This is a genomic window from Spirosoma flavus, from assembly GCF_054778555.1.
Map to the genome: position 1 here is coordinate 118,703 of NZ_BAAGZL010000005.1, position 16,433 is coordinate 135,135.

10 protein-coding genes and 1 pseudogene are annotated in these 16,433 nt (G+C 48.3%); 4 read left to right on the plus strand and 7 right to left on the minus strand.

Annotated elements, in window-relative coordinates:
- Nucleotides 1–23 precede the first annotated feature (23 nt).
- Entirely contained in the window at nt 24–215 is a 192-nt protein-coding gene (locus ACYVF1_RS24265) for a hypothetical protein (RefSeq protein WP_461083780.1), read from the plus strand.
- 487 nt (nt 216–702) lie between these two features.
- On the opposite strand, the gene ACYVF1_RS24270 is transcribed toward ACYVF1_RS24265, so the two are convergent.
- From ACYVF1_RS24270 to ACYVF1_RS24285, 4 genes are all read right to left on the minus strand, one after another.
- On the minus strand, nt 703–3,243 hold the full coding sequence (locus ACYVF1_RS24270) for a PAS domain-containing sensor histidine kinase (protein WP_461083782.1): 2,541 nt from the start codon (nt 3,241–3,243) through the stop codon (nt 703–705).
- A gap of 128 nt (nt 3,244–3,371) precedes the next feature.
- The gene (locus ACYVF1_RS24275) at nt 3,372–3,890 is read right to left on the minus strand and encodes a BLUF domain-containing protein (RefSeq protein ID WP_461083784.1); all 519 of its coding nucleotides are present in this window, start codon (nt 3,888–3,890) and stop codon (nt 3,372–3,374) included.
- An 886-nt stretch (nt 3,891–4,776) separates the two neighbouring features.
- A complete protein-coding gene (locus ACYVF1_RS24280) occupies nt 4,777–6,444 on the minus strand; it encodes a RagB/SusD family nutrient uptake outer membrane protein (protein WP_461083786.1) in 1,668 nt (555 codons plus the stop codon).
- A 14-nt stretch (nt 6,445–6,458) separates the two neighbouring features.
- Entirely contained in the window at nt 6,459–9,539 is a 3,081-nt protein-coding gene (locus tag ACYVF1_RS24285; RefSeq protein WP_461083788.1) for a SusC/RagA family TonB-linked outer membrane protein, read from the minus strand.
- Nucleotides 9,540–10,644: 1,105 nt separating this feature from the next.
- Here ACYVF1_RS24285 and ACYVF1_RS24290 point away from each other — a divergent pair.
- The 3 genes and pseudogenes from ACYVF1_RS24290 (at nt 10,645) to ACYVF1_RS24300 (ending at nt 14,453) form a co-directional block, all read left to right on the plus strand.
- Nucleotides 10,645–11,124 carry a hypothetical protein gene (locus ACYVF1_RS24290; protein ID WP_461083790.1) on the plus strand — a complete coding sequence of 160 codons (480 nt, stop codon included), beginning with the start codon at nt 10,645–10,647 and terminating at the stop codon, nt 11,122–11,124.
- 391 nt (nt 11,125–11,515) lie between these two features.
- Nucleotides 11,516–12,241 (plus strand): annotated as a pseudogene (locus ACYVF1_RS24295) (RagB/SusD family nutrient uptake outer membrane protein).
- 52 nt (nt 12,242–12,293) lie between these two features.
- Nucleotides 12,294–14,453, plus strand: coding sequence for an alpha/beta hydrolase family protein (locus ACYVF1_RS24300; protein WP_461083792.1), 2,160 nt, complete (start codon nt 12,294–12,296; stop codon nt 14,451–14,453).
- Between the two features lie 178 nt (nt 14,454–14,631).
- On the opposite strand, the gene ACYVF1_RS24305 is transcribed toward ACYVF1_RS24300, so the two are convergent.
- From ACYVF1_RS24305 to msrA, 3 genes are read right to left on the minus strand one after another with little or no spacing between them, the layout of a single operon-like run.
- Nucleotides 14,632–14,844 (minus strand): hypothetical protein, encoded by a 213-nt coding sequence (locus ACYVF1_RS24305; RefSeq protein ID WP_461083794.1) that lies wholly within the window; start codon nt 14,842–14,844, stop codon nt 14,632–14,634.
- A gap of 32 nt (nt 14,845–14,876) precedes the next feature.
- Nucleotides 14,877–15,782 (minus strand): UbiA family prenyltransferase, encoded by a 906-nt coding sequence (locus ACYVF1_RS24310; protein WP_461083796.1) that lies wholly within the window; start codon nt 15,780–15,782, stop codon nt 14,877–14,879.
- Nucleotides 15,783–16,421, minus strand: coding sequence for a peptide-methionine (S)-S-oxide reductase MsrA (msrA, locus tag ACYVF1_RS24315; RefSeq protein WP_461083798.1), 639 nt, complete (start codon nt 16,419–16,421; stop codon nt 15,783–15,785).
- Between the last annotated feature and the right edge of the window lie 12 nt (nt 16,422–16,433).

The following is a 16,433-nucleotide window of genomic DNA, read 5'->3' on the forward strand; positions in this document are numbered from 1 at the left end:
TTTCCAATGGCAGTAGTACGAGTATGACGGGAAGTACGTCTACTACGTCGTTCAGTCAGAACGTAACGGCGGCTGGTCTAGGTACTCAGAGCTTTAAGCTCACCGTTAATAATAACAGCCAGACCGTTACAGCTACTACCAACGTAACGATAGACGGCAGCCCCGACTATCAGCCTTTAGCCGATCTCCAGTACGGGCGGGGCCAACTGGGTTAGAAAAGGGACTGGCTCAGCAGCTGCGACCCCCTTAAAAGGTATTCATCGAACTATAGTTGTACGTAATTCAAGGTAACTAAAATAGAGCCTTTTTTGTATTATTTTATAAAGAAATGTGACGAAAAAAGGTTATATATCTTTATAGGCAGAATACAACAGTACGATCTTTTGTCCTAATAGTGAGTAAATAGTAAAGTCTTGACAGGGTACAACGTGCACGAATATTATTACATTGACAACTGAATTTTAAATAATATTATCAATCAATGGATACTTGGCTACGAAACGATCAGTGAGCAATATCTTCACGAAATCAAGTCCATCATTTCTCTGAAACGGGATACGTTTGCGGGGGTGCTGCTTTCCGACAATCCCATTTTGCGGATGTTACAGGCGTTTTACGATGGCAATCGCCACAACAAGTAGCATTCAGTGTTACTCCAAATGGGCAGATTATTAATATCAGATCAATGGAAAATATACTTTATCAAGCTGGTAAATAAACCCAGAAAGTGGTTCCCTGCCCCAGGATGCTGGTCGCTGTAATAGCGCCCCCGTGGTTCTCCACCACTCGTTGGCAGATAGCCAGCCCAACACCCGTACCCGAAAATTCATTACGACCGTGCAGCCGCTGAAACACCTGGAAGATGCGCTCCAGGTATTTGACATCAAAACCCACGCCCTGGTCCGCCACGCTGATCTGATGATAAGTGGCCACCTCAATACCAGGCTTCACCTGAGCTGGCAACGCATTCAGTGAGCATTGCGAATATCGGATCTGCACCAGTGGTGATTGACCAGGAGCTACAAATTTCAGGGCGTTACCAATCAAGTTCTGAAACAGTTGACTCAATTGGATCGTATCGCCCTTCACCATTGGCAACTCGTCAAACTGAATCTGAGCACCCGTCTGCTCAATTTGCCAATCGAACGTAATCAGGACTCCGGTTAAAATGTCGCTCAAGGAGACCAGGTCAAAACTTTGCTGGCGGGTCGAGATACGCGAGTATGTCAGCAAGTCCCGAATCAGCGTGGACATGCGTTCTCCTGCTTTTTGCATCCGCTCCAGTAATTCCAGGCCGTTTCCAGCGAGTTGATTGGCGTATTCTGCGCGCAGCAGGGTGCTAAACGATTGAATCTTGCGGAGGGGTTCCTGCAAGTCGTGGCTAGCTACGTAAGCAAACTGTTGCAGGTTATCGTTAGAGCGTTGCAAGTCCTGGTTAGCCAACACCAATTCATCGGTTCGCTTGTCCACCCGGTACTCCAGTTGCTCAGCTAATAGTCGGTAGCGCTGCTCACTTTCCCGCAGGGAAGCTTCAATCGCTGCCCGCTCCAGAGCGATTATCAGGCGGGTACTTACTTCTTCCAGCAACATGACTTCATCCGCTGTCCAGGCATGTGGGTTTGGGAAATGCACGAACAGTATCGTGATCGGCTCGCCTTTGATTCGTAGGGGCAGGGTGACGCTTGCGCCCACATGCCGGACCTGATATGCCGCTTTTTGGTCAGGGGTGAGCGTTGTGTCCTGCGCGATATCAGAACGAACGATGGTTTGCTGCCGCTCAAAGCCCGTCAATAGGAACGTGTACTCAGCGAAGCGGTGGGGAAGCTGCCAGTCCTCAAAGCCATCGCGCGTGTAGGTAGGCCGGACTATCCAGTAGCTATCATCTTCTCCCATTTGGCCATAACCAACTTGCCCTGCCCCCAAATAAGCGCCTAGCTGACTGGCCACCTGATCATACATTACCCCTGGGTCGGTTAGTTCACGGAGCTGGTCAGTTAGTTTCAGCAGCCACGTTTTCTGAGCCTCCCGGCGTTGCATAGCCTGTTGAGCTACCACCTGCTGAGTGACATCGGTGGCCATCACCAGGATAGCGTAGACTCGATTTTGATCATTCAGTAAAGGTTTCGCCGTCCAGTCAACGTAGTAGGTTTCTGACTGGCCAGCTACCCCAAAGTCGACGGGAGCTCCACGCGTCGAATAATCCGCTCCTGAAGCCAGTATTCCCTCAAGACGGCTCAACAAAAAATGACCGTCAAGGTTGGGTAGAACTTGGACTAAAGGCTGATTGAGCACCGATTTATCTTTCCCACAAAGTTCCAGGATGGCTGAATTGGCAACTTCAATGCGTAAGTCAGGACCAACTAGTAAGCAGGTCGCTACGGGAGCTTCTTCAATCAGGGACCGAAAACGAATTTCGCTACGTTGTAATTGCTGAAGGGCTAGTACTTCACCCGTCACATTCGTAGCTGTATGAATAAACCCAAAAACGGCACCGTCCTGACCATAAACAGGGTTGAACGCGAAGTTAAAATAGGACTGCTCCCACAGTCGGTCGATCACCAGTTGTTCTTGCTCCGTTGTAGTATAACGCGCGTTCGAGGCATCATAGACGCGCTGCAACTGCTCTAGTAGAGAAGGACTCGCTAATTCAGGCACTACTTCCGGCAGGGGTTGGCCCGTTACCGATGCATCCTTCTTCCAGATCTGAAGCATCGGCGCGTTGACCGTGTCGATTACCAACTCCCGCCCCACAAACAAAACTGTGGGTGTAGGTGAGTTAAGAACCAGATTACGAAATCGGGCTTTACTCGCTTCCAACTGTTCCTGGGTCTGTACCTGAGCCGTAATATCCCGGGCCACTCCAGACAGGCGAAAAGCTGCCCCCATCACATCCACATACGCCCGGCCCTGGCAATGTAACCAGCGAATCGACCCATCTGGCGCGTTACCAATTCGGAAAATTACATCGTAATAACCGGCCGTGGTGGGATCAAACGTCGCCCGCAGGGCTTCATCAACGCGCTGCTGATCCTGTTCATGCACCAGTGCTAGTAATTGCTGGTAGGCAATGGCCGTGTTTCCCGAATATCCGAATAACTCCTGGCACCGCTGATCCCACCACACCTGCTGCTGACCGATGTCGAGGTGCCATGTGCCTACCTGGGCAGCCTGGATAGCATAACGCAGGCGTTCCTGCTCAGCCAGGCTGTTCGGTAAAAAAGGAAAAGCGGAGGATTGATCCATCAAGAGAAAACACTACTTAACTTACCAACGAAAGGTTTAATAAAACGGTTTTGTCAGTAGGCACCTAAAATTAGTTGAGTCACATACTTACCCCTGACAAGAGCAATCGGATGATACCGGCCTTCAGCTTATGGATGATGATTGAGTTCAAAAAAACGTTGCAGCATCCGCAGGATTACCGACTGCTGGGAATCGGGTGAGACTATCTCCTGGGAGCTGGTCGGTAGCAGCCCCCTGACTTCATCGTACTGCTGGGTAGTCAGCGTTTCATAACCCATGTACCACTGGCTGAACAAGCGTTGAGAAATGGAATGACTGATGACCGTTCGAACGTTGGTGTGTCGGGGGTCGATCTGGATGCTATTGTAGAGCGCTTCAACGGCCGACTGTTGGCCCTCCAGCACCTGTACGATCTGTCCATTGAGGTACAGTAGCACCCCAGTGATGCCCAGGCGAGCATTCTTTTCGCGACTGAAGTCGACAATATCGATCACATCGGCTTCAGTAGTTGTTTCGACGGCGGTGCTGAAGTAGGTAATGCAATAGTCCATCGGTCTAATAATGGATTGAAAAGTTAATGCCCATCCGATTAATCGCTGGGCAGGGGTGTTAATTGCAGACGTATTTTGCAGCAATAAACGTAGCAAAACAAGTAAGTGTTTTCTGGAAGGGGCAACAGATAGGCTTCTGAGTTCACTATGTACCTGCCTATGAGAGGAATAACCTTTGCTTCAGCCAGACTACTTAAGCCTATTGAGGCAGTTTCCAGCAACCTACGTTTTATAAAAAAGGGAAATGGTAGTTGTTCAGATACTGGAGCGTTCGCAGCAGATGTTTCCGCTCCAATTCACCCAAATCAGCCAGTAAGCTAGGTTCAAGCTGGAGCATGTGCTGGTGAATTTGACTAATTGTATATCGTCATTTCCTTACCCTGTTCGATGAGCCAGTTTTGCTGTCCTTTAAGCCGCCTGTCGATATTCAACTGGCGTCATGAGTTGCAAAGCCTGATGTGGTCGGTTCTGGTCAGTAACATACGAAGAGGCTCTTGTTATCGATAAATGTCAGGATATGCTTTCCTGCTTTCGAAAGGCGACGGGTGAAAGACCGTTTTTCTTCTTGAACAGTTTTGAAAAATACAAATGGCCTGGCTGGATTGACGTTTAGGTTATCCATTAGTTGCTGGATGTAGTATCCGTTGAAACCTACCTAATATTCTTCCCAACCTGATTTGACATCGGGTTTATAGCGATGCCATACACCCGGAAAAAGAAAGAAACACTGCTTCAGTAGGTTGCAGATTTTCCGCATCAAATATACCCTTACCTCGGGTTATGAATATTACGTAATAATCGTTCAGGCCCCGGCCTCTGTTCCAGGTCAGTTTATGACTGTCCGGATGAGGCTCGCGAGCTGGAGCCATGCGAAACAGTCTCCTGTAAAATGAACGGGATGGGTACTAGAGGAGAGACAATGTATTATACAGAAACAGCCTGACACAAACTGTGTCAGGCTGTTTCTGTATAATAAAACGTATTAATAACCCGGGTTTTGCGCAAATTCTCCCTGATTCAAATCAAGGGCGCGGGTGGGAATGGGACGCAAAATCTTACTTTGACCGCCAGCACCCTGGAATGGATCGACGCCGTTGTTATACCATTTATTGACGTCCTTGTTGTACTGACGCGCGCGGGCAATGAGCGTTCCGGTACGTTTCAGATCAAACCAGCGGTGGTATTCTCCGACCAGTTCCCGAGCCCGTTCGTCCAGAATGTAGTTGATCGTTACGTCTGTGGCTTCGATTTTCATTGCAGCTTCGGCACCGGCTTTGGCCGCCCGACGCCGAACCTCGTTGATACGTTCGGCAGCTTTGGCAGTGTTGCCTGATTTAAAATAGGCTTCAGCCGCAATTAGATACGTCTCTCCCAAACGGGCAATGAAGAAATCGCGCGTGCTGGTGTTGCCCCCAAATTGGGCCGATGGGTCATCAAACTTCTTGACCGATGGGGTGAAATTATCCAACGTAACGGTCTGGCTGGCTTCCCAGAGCGTACCCGAATACGGATAGATAATCGTGTTGGTCCGGCGGGCTGGATCAGCCGCTCTCCAGGCCGCAATTGCAGTCGCGCTGTTCGCCCATTTTGGTGGGTAATAGTATTTCACCGTCAACGTGTTACGTTCGTTAGCCCGTGTGTAGTAGTCATAATAACGCTGGTAATACATGATCATGAACGTAGCGTCGAAGCGGGCGTCGTTCTGGGTAAACAGGTCGAACGTGTACATCGTCGGGCAAAGCGTATACGTTCGGTATGGGTATCCTTCAACGGCTCCCTGACCGCCAAAATACGGACCAAAATAAGCGGCCTGCGTATTGCCGCCCGTGGTAGCGGTTGGTAACGAAGCCGCATCCCATTGAATCGAGAACAGGATTTCCGCATTCTTTTCATTGCCAGGATAGAACAGCGTCTCAAACGACGTAGTGAGCGCCTGCGACGCAATGGCCGCATCGGCATACGTAGCGGCTGTTTTGAAATCATCCGCACCAGCGAAGGTTTCGTAACCACGCGTCAGGTGGATTTTTGCCAGCATGTGACGTACCGCCCGTTTCGTGACGCGACCAAAATTGGGCGTCGTTTCCGGAACGAGCTCCAGCGCTTCGGTCATTTCCTTGATAATGAATTCATAGACTTCCTGCGCCGTGTTACGTTTGAACGACTCGACAGGAGCCGTAAAGCGATCGGTTACCAGACTCACACCGCCAAACGTTTGCACCAACAGAAAGTAATCATATGCTCGCAGAAACTTCATTTCTCCCTTACGAGCGCCAAGTGTTGCTACATTCGTCGTCTTGTCGTTGAAATACAGAGCGGTGTTCGCCAGCTGAATCGACTTGTAAACGTTCGTATAAAACGTCAGCACTTCGGGATCGTCGGGGATCAGGTTCCGGTACTCACTAAGGCCCTCGGGTTGCGTTGACCGGCCCGTTACGTACATATCCGTTCCCGCGCAGAAAACCCAGGGTGATGCATAAACGGTACGTAGCGACGAATACGTAGCATTGATCAATTTCTCGTACCCTTCGGTGGTTGTGTAATATTGATCGGCTACGACATTCGATTTATTCTGTTCCTCCAGAAAGTCTTTGCAGCCGCCTGCCGACAGCAGTAGACCAAGGAGCAGACCGGCAATTTTTATAGTCTTCATAAATTGTGTCTCGATTAAAATTTGAGGTTCAGGCCAAACTGATACGTAATGGTGCTGGGGCCGGTATTGTTGACCGAACCAGTAGTCGTGTTGGAGACGTTCGAGCTGGTCGTTGGGTCGATACCGCTGGCGTATTCTGGGTCAAAACCGTCGTATTTAGTCCAGACGAACGGATTCAGTACGTTGGCATACACGCGTAAACTCCGGACACCGACCCGCTCTAACAATGTAGAAGGAATCGTATAACCCAGCACAATGTTCTGCACTTTCACAAATGATACGTCCTTGTAAAATCCGACGCCGTTAACGCCCGTCCAGTAAGGTCCAATGTTGTTTGGCTGCGGATACGTATTAGACTGACGCGTAGGTGTAACCTTATTAGCCGACATGTAGTAGTCGGTGTAAAGTTTATCCGTGCCGCGATCAGAGTAGTTCAGAAACTGGCTGTGGAACGCGCTGAACACCTGCGCTCCCTGGCGGGCAAACATCGACGCCGACAGGTCGAAGTTTTTGAACGTAAACTGGGTCGAGAAACCGCCGGTCCATTTCGGGTCTTTCTGACCAATAATCGCGCGGTCGTTCGTGCTGCTGATTTTTCCGTCGTTGTTGAGGTCTTTCAACTTGGCCTGCCCCGGCGACTGACCGTATTTCAGCGCCTGTTCGCGTTCGCCTTCCTGCCAGATACCGTCAAAAACGTAGGTGTAATTGACGTTGATAGGTTGCCCGATAAACCACCAGTTTCCAACCAGATCTTCTTTTTTATCGAGCAGATCGACGATGGCGTTTTTGTTGCGGGAGAACGTAAAGGAAGTATTCCAGGTAAAGTTTTTCCCCGTTACGTTCACGGTTCGTAGTGAGAATTCAATCCCTCGGTTACGTACCGAACCCACGTTGTCCTTGATGGCTGTCCAGCCCGTTTCGATAGGGATATCCCGGTTCATCAAAACACCACGGGAAAGCTTGTCGTACACATCAATCGTACCCGAAATCCGTCCGTTCAGGAAGGCGTAATCCAAGCCCAAGTCATACTCACGCGTACGTTCCCAAGTCAGCGACGGGTTTGGTAAACGGCTGGGCCCATAACCGAGTGCAACCGTACCGCCGTAGTCGTAAAAAGCGGGATCGCTCAGCGTCATCTGGCTTTCGTACGGGAAAATGTTGTTGTTATTTCCCGCTACCCCGGCACTGAAACGCAGCTTCAATTCAGTAATGTAACTCGCCGATTTTAAGAAATTTTCATCTGAAATCTGCCATGCAACGGCCGCCGATGGGAAGGTCGACCATTTGTGTCCGTCGGCCAGTTTGGAGGAGCCGTCCCAGCGAGTTGCCAACGTAGCAAAGTACTTGCCTTTGTAGGCGTAGTTCAGACGAGCCATGTACGAAATGATCGAAAACTGGCTGAACGCGCTGACACCCGATTGGCGATTGGTCGACGAACCCAGGTTATAAAACGACGAATTGAACGGAAGGTCATTTACCCGCAGACCATCGCTTTCGAAGCGATCTTTCTGCATGCTGTACAGCCCCGTAACGGTAAAATTATGGTCGCCGATGTTCTTGCGAATTGTGGCAATGTTGTCGAAAATGTACGACAGCGATTGCTGGTTACTACGTTGTGCATCCGGCAATAAACCTTCCCCAACGCCCGTAAGCGAGCCCCAATAGCGACCATTACGTTCAAAGTTCATGCTTGGCGCAAACGTTGATTTCAGTTCCAACCAGCTTACGGGCGCAAACTTCAGGTAAATATTTCCGACGCCGAACGCCCGGCGGGTATTGTTTTCGGTATTGGGGATTTCAAGCAGTGGATTGACCGTACTGGTTACGCTGGAAATGACCGAACTACCCGGTACCGGAATCTGGCCGGGACGGAAAATCAGGTTGCCATTGTCGTCGTATGGCTTAAAAATAGGGGCCATGTTGAACGCATTCCGAACGGCATCGTCACTACCCCGCTCTATTTCGGACAGTGAGAAATTAATGCTCATCCCCGCCGACCACGTATCATTTATTTTCCCGTCCAGACTGGCTTTGAAATTGTAGCGATTGAGGTCTTCGTTAAGCAGGTTTCCCTTCTCTTTCTGATAGCCAGCGCCGATCAGATACTGAATCGTATTCTTGTCGCTGTTGCCGGAAAACGTCAGCCAGTGGTTGGCCTGTGTGCCGGTACGTAGCACCAGACTCCGCCAATCGGTGTAGTCGTTATTTGCCACTCGTTGCTGAATGAGCGGATTATCGAGTGAGCCAATTGTGTTCGTGTAATTGGTACGTCCGGCAATCAACTCGGGGGAGATGAACGTATTCTGGCGATACTCCCACCATTCGGGGCCAGTCATGAAGCGCGGCATACGGGCTACTTCACGGATACCCATATACGCATCGTACGAAATCGTTGCTCGCCCTTTGACCGAGGAACCTCCTTTTGTGGTGACCAGAATAACCCCGTTCGAGCCGCGTGATCCGTAGATGGCGGTGGAAGCCGCGTCTTTCAATACGTCCATTTTGGCAATATCCTGCGGGTTCAAAAAGTTGATATCCGGCACGATTACTCCGTCTACTACGTAGAGCGGCTGTCCACCCGCCAGCGAGTTCTGACCACGTATCTGAACAGAATAATTGCTCCCTGCCCGGCCAGAACCTGCCGAAATATCGACCCCGGCAATTTGCCCCTGAACACCCTGTAATGGACTTACTGTACCTCGCTCGGCAATAGTACGTCCCTCAATACTTCCAACAGCCGTAGCCACCTCCGCTTTACGTTGTGTACCATACCCGACGACAACCACTTCATTCAACGACTTAGTATCCGTTTTCAGGACAATATCCAGCGTCGTGATGTTGCCGAGGGGCACTTCCTGCGTGAGGTAGCCGATGTACGAGAAAATTAACGTAGCGTCCTGGTTAGATACCGAGAGGTTGTATTTCCCGTCGCCATCGGTCGTGGTTCCCTGCTGCGAACCTTTTCGGACGATGCTAACGCCGGGCAGAGCTCCACCCTGTTCATCAGCCACCCGACCCGTAATCTGCCGCGTGCCCTGCGCCTGTGCCGCAATCACCAACAGGAGTATACAAAGAGTAGAAAAGATGTGTTTCATGTAACCTGAGTTTACTAATATTTCGGGAAAGCCTTTACTGATAATTGACTTCGTTTTTAATCCGTTTTTAACAAGGGTATACACTGGTCGGCATTTTCCCAAGGTATTATTTGATTATTTCTGCGCACTCGTTCCCGGTAACGTTTGCAGTTAGGCCGTTTCCAGGAAAAAAATGACATTACGCTATACAATATATCAGGGGCTCACTCGGAAATCAGTAAGTCTGCCGGGGCGGGTAAGTAGTATTATTTTTAGTAGTTATTAGTTTAGTAATCCCAGAATAATGAGGTTCAGATAATGATCAAACAAGGATTGATGGTCTTACTTCTGGTGTGAAATTGTCTCGTTCGAGTTTTATTCGGAGGTTTTTCTGAACGATTTTTTAATTGACCCGTCCTGAAAATAATTTGTCAGTTTGTTAGAAGCTACGTGCCAAATGTACTTTTTCGGTTATACAAATGGGAGCGTTTCTCGTGGCGACTGAAGCCGCATACCGAGCCAAACAACCTACTTATCGAAACATGCTGACTGTCGACTGAAAGCCCGCAAACACGCGCTACTTTTGCTGTCCTCCCAACGCCCGCGAGGGCTGATGGAAGATAACGTTACGTTACGGCACAACCAACAACCTTTACACCGCTCCAGCGGCCCTCCCTCGAGACGTGCGCCCTGTTAACAGAGAACTACCCATGTAGAGCTAGTGTATATCGTCAACCGAATCTACATTAGCGCTGTCACACTTACCAATGGCAAAGTAGGTAAACGCGCCAGGTTGCCAACCCTGTATCTATATGAGCGGACTTGCGGCTTCGATACCTACCTGGCATACTTAAAGAACCACTTTTTGAGTTGAACTAATTAACCCCGGTGTCACCTAATTAAAAAGCCCGTTCATGTATGGACGGACGAGCTTTTTTATGGTCAAAATTTCAACGGAATCTACCTGAAATTATACCGCTCTCGAAAAAAACGAACCGTTCACGAAAGGTTTCACGGTTGGCCTCACTTAATGTTGCAATTTCTCTTCCGTATTCTATCAGCAAAAATCAGTTCCTGCTGATTCAGGATACCCAAAACTAATTCCAACCGTTTAATTTGACATTTTATGAAATCGCATTGTTTTTTGAAGGCTTTTTCCAGTATCATTTTATTTACGTTTCTATTGACGGGCTGCTCGAAGAAGGGCTCAACTCCAACGCCGATAGTGGACGTAACGGGCAAGTGGGAGATGGTTGCATTTATCGTTGATCCACCACTCAGCGACGGTACCCGAGATTACCTGGCTTATCTTCGTCAGATTTTTTCCTACAACTGCTCCGACATTACCTTTTACTATAATTTTAACAGTGATCATACGTTCTCGGAAACCGACGAAAGTAAATGCATGTCGGGAAACACCACCGATGAATTAGTTACTGGGAAGTGGGCCGTGACGGGGACTAAACTAACCTTGACATCCGACGTGGGTACGGCCCAGGATATCAATATGGACTACCGTCCAGGCGGAACGGGTAATTATACCCAACTAATCCTAACTTGGACAAATGCTGGACAAAACTTTAAAGTGACGTTAAACAAAGTGTAAGTTTTGTTTATTAAGCCTTAGTATACTGTTACACCGGGTTTTAAACCGGTGCTACGTCTCCAGTTTATGACATGCACCGGCTTTATTTACGTTAAACCAATTAGTGTCCCTCTTTTCATTTTATATAAATCTTTAAAGAGTTCAAACATCTTCCTGCCACAGTTTAGCTCATCTATCACGTAACTAGGCAAGGAGTTATAGCAAGACGATTAATAGTTACCAGCCACCTCACAGGTATACGATTTCATTTGCTTGATTGTCCCAAGATGCGCTCCTTGCCTTGTCTGACGCTCAACATGCAATGATCACAACGTCCATACCCCTTCCGAATCACTTGAAAAAACGTACTGCCTTCAATCGGCTACTCATGAGTTGAAAGGGTAGCCTTTTGGTGGACACACCGTTAAAGGAAGCCTATCGACCTGCATTTTTACCCGAATGGCTAAGGGGGGACGACCAAATTAATCCCTTGCATAATTTGGTTGAGGCTTTTGAAATGAAAAGTGGTAAACTACCTGCCAATGACCCTGAATATAATCCGCAAAATCCCTACGAAAACCGTGGATCACGGTTTTATAATTGCATCTTATACGACGGCGCTCCCTGGCAAAATCGGGAGTTAGGTTCATACCTACCCGGAGGGCCAGATTCCAGTGAAGGGGTTGAAAGTTGGAATGCCTCCTTTACAAGCTATAGTGTCCGCAAATTTGTCGATGAAACGATCGGGTGGCCTAGCACGACAAATCTTGGTAACACCCCCTGGATTTTCATTCGCTATGCCGAAGCACTTTATCAATTGGGGGATGAAACGAAGGCTCGTCAATTAGTTAATCAAATTCGGAGTCGTCAAAGTGTCAGTATGCCTGCCATTACTGAAAGTGGGTAAGCTTTACTCCAGCGAATTTAGCACGAACGGCAGATTGAGCTTGTTTTTGAAGAACATCGTTTTTTTGACGTGCGTCGATGGAAAATAGCCGAGCAAACCGATAATGTACCGGCTAGGAAAATGGTCATCAGCCGCAATGCGGCTAAGGGGCAAAAGATATATAAAGTAGAGATTTTTCAGTCATGTGCTTTTAAACAACGAAATTATTTGGTTCCAATCCCACAATCGTAGATTGAACGCAACCCTGCCCTAGAGCAAACCCCGGCTATTAACCAACGATTTTATGTGTGCTAATTTCCATTCCTTTTTATGTAGAAGTTGGTTGATCGGTTTACTCTTATTGGTTTCTCACGGTAGTTTTGCCCAGCAGGAACTATCCGTTTTTCCGTACTGGAATTACGAAGGGGATACACCATCCAGCAGTTTGTACCGTCATTTATGCCAACGGGCTTTTGACCAGCTTACTCAGCGAAAAATAGCCGTCAATAAGATAAAATTGAAGGCTGACTGGCAAAAACGGCAAGTCGAAGTTCGCAGGAAACTATCAACCTTAATTGGCCCTTTTCCCGAAAAAACGCAGCTAAACCCAGTGATTACGGGAAGCATTCAACGGGAGGATTTTAGCGTAGATAAGCTTTATTTCGAATCAAGACCTAATTACTTTGTTACAGCCGCTCTTTTTTTGCCTAAAAACCGAACGGGAAAACTACCGGCAATTGTGTATTGCAGCGGACATCACTCAACCGGTTTTAGGGCTGATGTCTATCAGCATGTTATCCTTAATTATGTTAAAAAAGGCTTCATCGTTTTGGCTTTCGATCCCATTGGTCAGGGTGAGCGGAGGCAGTACGGCGACGACTCGGTCGTTAAACAATCGGCCGTTAACGAGCATTCGTATCCGGGTGTTCAATCATTTCTGGCTGGATTTTCACCGGCTAACTATTTCATCTGGGATGGCATTCGGGCGGTCGATTATCTGGTGAGCCGACCGGAGGTAGATTCAAACCGGATCGGGATTACGGGGCGTTCGGGAGGAGGTACGCAATGCACCTACATTGCAGCCATGGACAATAGGATCTTAGCCGCTGCACCGGAATGTTATTTGACTACGTACGATAAGTTACTACGTTCCAAAGGGCCCCAGGATGCGGAGCAAAATCTACTTTATGGGCTTGAAAACGGGATTGATTTGGCTGATTATCTAGAGGTCCGGGCTCCAAAACCAACACTGATTGTCAGTACGACGCGGGATATATTCAGTATTCAGGGAGCCCGTGATCTGTTTCATGAAGCGCAAAGAGCCTATACCGCTTTTGGGAAAAGGGCTGAGTTAGCCATGGTGGAGGATGACGCTGAGCATATGTCAACGCTTAAAAATAGAGAAGCTTGCTACCAATTTTTTCAAAAATACCTGAATAATCCCGGTAGTTCTACGGATCTAAACGTCCCGTTTTTTAAAGAAGCTGAATTAAATGTCACTCCTACCGGACAGGTTTATACGTCATTACAAAGCGAGTCATTATTCTCACTAACTCAAAAACATCTTTTAAGTGCAAAAGCCCGACAAAGAAAAGTCATTGCTACCCTTCCCGAAACAGTCAAAACGATAACGGGTTACGAAAAACCGCCCGAGCGTGGCGATTTGGTTTTTTCTGGCCGTCTGCACCGGGATGCGTACTCGATTGAAAAATACCTGGTAAAAGGGGCTGGAAATTATTTGTTTCCAGTACTATGGCTAAAGCCAACGCGTAAAGTTATTAAAACCCTGGTGCTACTTGACGATAGGGGCAAAGCAATTGCCACCAGCGCCGGAGAATGGGCCGATCAATTGGCTAAAGGCGGGTATGAACTAATTATTCCGGATTTGAGTGGAATAGGCGAACTAAGCCCAGGTTTTATCAAAGGTGGTGATTCCGTGATTGAGGGAGTCCCGATAAATTTATGGTTTACGGGCCTACTGACGCATAAAAGCGTGGTTGCCGTACGAGCGGAAGAAATCGAAATTCTGGCAAATCACATACGAAAAATAAAGGGTTTCTCCCAACCGCTTACGGTAGCTGCCCGGAGGACGCTTGGCCCCGACTTACTTCATGCTGCCGTGTTTTGCAATAAATTTAGTCAGCTCATTCTGTTGAACTCCTTGATCTCTTACCAAGCCATTACGGCTGAAAAGAATTATAAAACGAAGTTTATACTTTCCGCAGTGGCTGGTGCTTTACCGTCTTATGATCTTCCAGATCTGGTTAATTTTCTAGGTAATCGAAAAATTCTGATCATCAATCCAACTGATGCAGTAAATCAAGAAATCAGCCCGCAAGGAGCCGGCGAGGCCTATAAAAATGCACTGAGATCAACAAAAGGAAAAGCAACGCTAAGTCTTTTACAATCCTTGAAATCACCAAATTACACGGAAGAAATTAACAACTGGCTACAAAAACAGTAATTTACCACCCCTTTGGCGGTAAATCCTATTACTTGGGATTGTGTATAATTTGATGCACAAGGCCGGTATTGAATTGCAATAGCACAGTAGGGGGTTGCTCGCTGAGTAGAAGGGTTTTGGTGGCAAACGTAAGGCATCGGTGCGGGCGAAACGGCGTATCTAAGACTCATAAATTGCTCTACCAATTTATTTGTTCATAAGAAAAAGGAGCGTTTTTACGAGATTCATCAGAATCTAATCCAAAGAAGCGGAACCCTTTGAGCGTGGTGCGATGCCCGCCAAGCAAGTGATTGATCCGATTCAGCCCCAGCATATTCTGGCTGATGTCCGTAAAGGGAATAGCATCGCTGTCCAGTAGTTCTTTCTGGTTAGATCGGGCCTGTAAGTTCATGTTTACGAGTAGCTTACCATGTTCAACTAAATTCATTTGTCTGCCATAAGCCAGTAAACGATAAAGAAAAGGTTCAGTCCGACACCAGCCAGCAACGTCATCCGCATGGCCGATTGGTAGTTCGCTAAGCGTGGATTCCAGTGAACCCGGCTATACCAGATCACGAAAAACAGGGTGGCTGGTAACAGGCAAAGCTGCAAATAATAGAAGGGTGTTTGTCCCCGGAAAAAGAAGTAAAATCCGGCCGTAGCCAGCGTAAAAATCAGGGCAGTGCAGCCAAACGTAGCCCGAATACCCAGCCAGCGACTCAACGTTAAATCACCCCGGCGACCATCTTCGGCGTGTTGGTAAACCTGCGTGATCGGGTAAATTGCCAGAATATTCAACGTACAGAGTCCAGCCGCCAGCAATAAATCGGCTTGAATCAACGTAGCGATAGCCACTTGATTAATGGCCTGATACGTGGCCAAATACGTTAGCGCTCCCTGACACGTACCGACAACCAGCCAGCTTACAACCGGGTATTTTTTCAGCCGAATTCCGTCGTAGCTATAGGCTTTGGAGAACAGGCCGTACACGAGCAGATACACGACAAATGGCCAGCCAACCCACGTACCCAACAGCAGCGCCAGAATATCTAGACTCCAAGCAACCCACCATAGCGTCCGGTCGACGGGGGGCGGAGAGGCTAGCAGTCCGATACTTTCTTCGTCCTTGTCGTAATAGCTGTTATACGCATGGCTTGCCGGATACAGCAGCAGGTGAATGATACCGAGAACGACCCAGGTTCGCGCCTGGTCAGGCTGGGGCGACTGGCTCAGCGCGAACCAGAAAACGGGCATCAGAAAAAAGGAGAACGGTACCCGCAGGTGTAGCCAAACCGCTTGCAGGCTCATGGTCGGCGAGGTTTTCGAGCGACTCACTACAGAGGTTTCCATTTAAATGCTCGTTTTCAGTTTACCCTGCATGGCCTTCCGCAACTTGTCGATCTTCGGACGTGATACGTTCTGAATGTATGGCTGATCGGGATGTAGTTTACAGTAATTCTGATGATAGTTTTCGGCGGGATAAAACACGGTGAAAGGAACAACTTCCGTTACGACCGGCCCTGCGAAATGCTTCTCGGCGTTCACCTGCCGAATAGCAGCGTCAATTTCGGCTTTTTCAGCAGGTGTCCGGTAGAACGCTACAGACCGGTAGTCGCGTCCAATATCGGGTCCCTGCCGGTTGAGTGTGGTGGGGTCATGGCCAGCGAAAAACGCCGTCAACAGCTCTCGGTAACTGATTACGGACGGATTGTAATAGACCTGCACGGATTCCGCATGTCCGGTTTCGTCGGTGCCGACCTGCTGATACGTTGGGTTTTTAACGTGACCACCCGAATAACCCGATACCACTTCTCGAACGCCAGCAAGCTGATCGAAACCTTCTTCCTGCGCCCAAAAGCAGCCCCCGGCAAACGTAGCAATAGCTTCGCCCGGTTTAAGCGTGGGTAGTTTTGCTGACGATGCGTCCTGGCCCTGCACATACCCTGCTATAAACAGCAGGCATAACGAAATAATTTGACCCTTTTTCATACGAGTTAGCTG

Excerpts from the sequence above, each read along its gene's own strand:
- ACYVF1_RS24265 (WP_461083780.1), top strand. The coding sequence starts at position 24 with ATGACGGGAAGTACGTCTACTACGTCGTTCAGTCAGAACGTAACGGCG.
- ACYVF1_RS24270 (WP_461083782.1), bottom strand. The coding sequence starts at position 3,243 with ATGGATCAATCCTCCGCTTTTCCTTTTTTACCGAACAGCCTGGCTGAG.
- ACYVF1_RS24280 (WP_461083786.1), bottom strand. The coding sequence starts at position 6,444 with ATGAAGACTATAAAAATTGCCGGTCTGCTCCTTGGTCTACTGCTGTCG.
- ACYVF1_RS24285 (WP_461083788.1), bottom strand. The coding sequence starts at position 9,539 with ATGAAACACATCTTTTCTACTCTTTGTATACTCCTGTTGGTGATTGCG.
- ACYVF1_RS24290 (WP_461083790.1), top strand. The coding sequence starts at position 10,645 with ATGAAATCGCATTGTTTTTTGAAGGCTTTTTCCAGTATCATTTTATTT.
- ACYVF1_RS24300 (WP_461083792.1), top strand. The coding sequence starts at position 12,294 with ATGTGTGCTAATTTCCATTCCTTTTTATGTAGAAGTTGGTTGATCGGT.
- ACYVF1_RS24305 (WP_461083794.1), bottom strand. The coding sequence starts at position 14,844 with ATGAACTTACAGGCCCGATCTAACCAGAAAGAACTACTGGACAGCGAT.
- ACYVF1_RS24310 (WP_461083796.1), bottom strand. The coding sequence starts at position 15,782 with ATGGAAACCTCTGTAGTGAGTCGCTCGAAAACCTCGCCGACCATGAGC.
- msrA (WP_461083798.1), bottom strand. The coding sequence starts at position 16,421 with ATGAAAAAGGGTCAAATTATTTCGTTATGCCTGCTGTTTATAGCAGGG.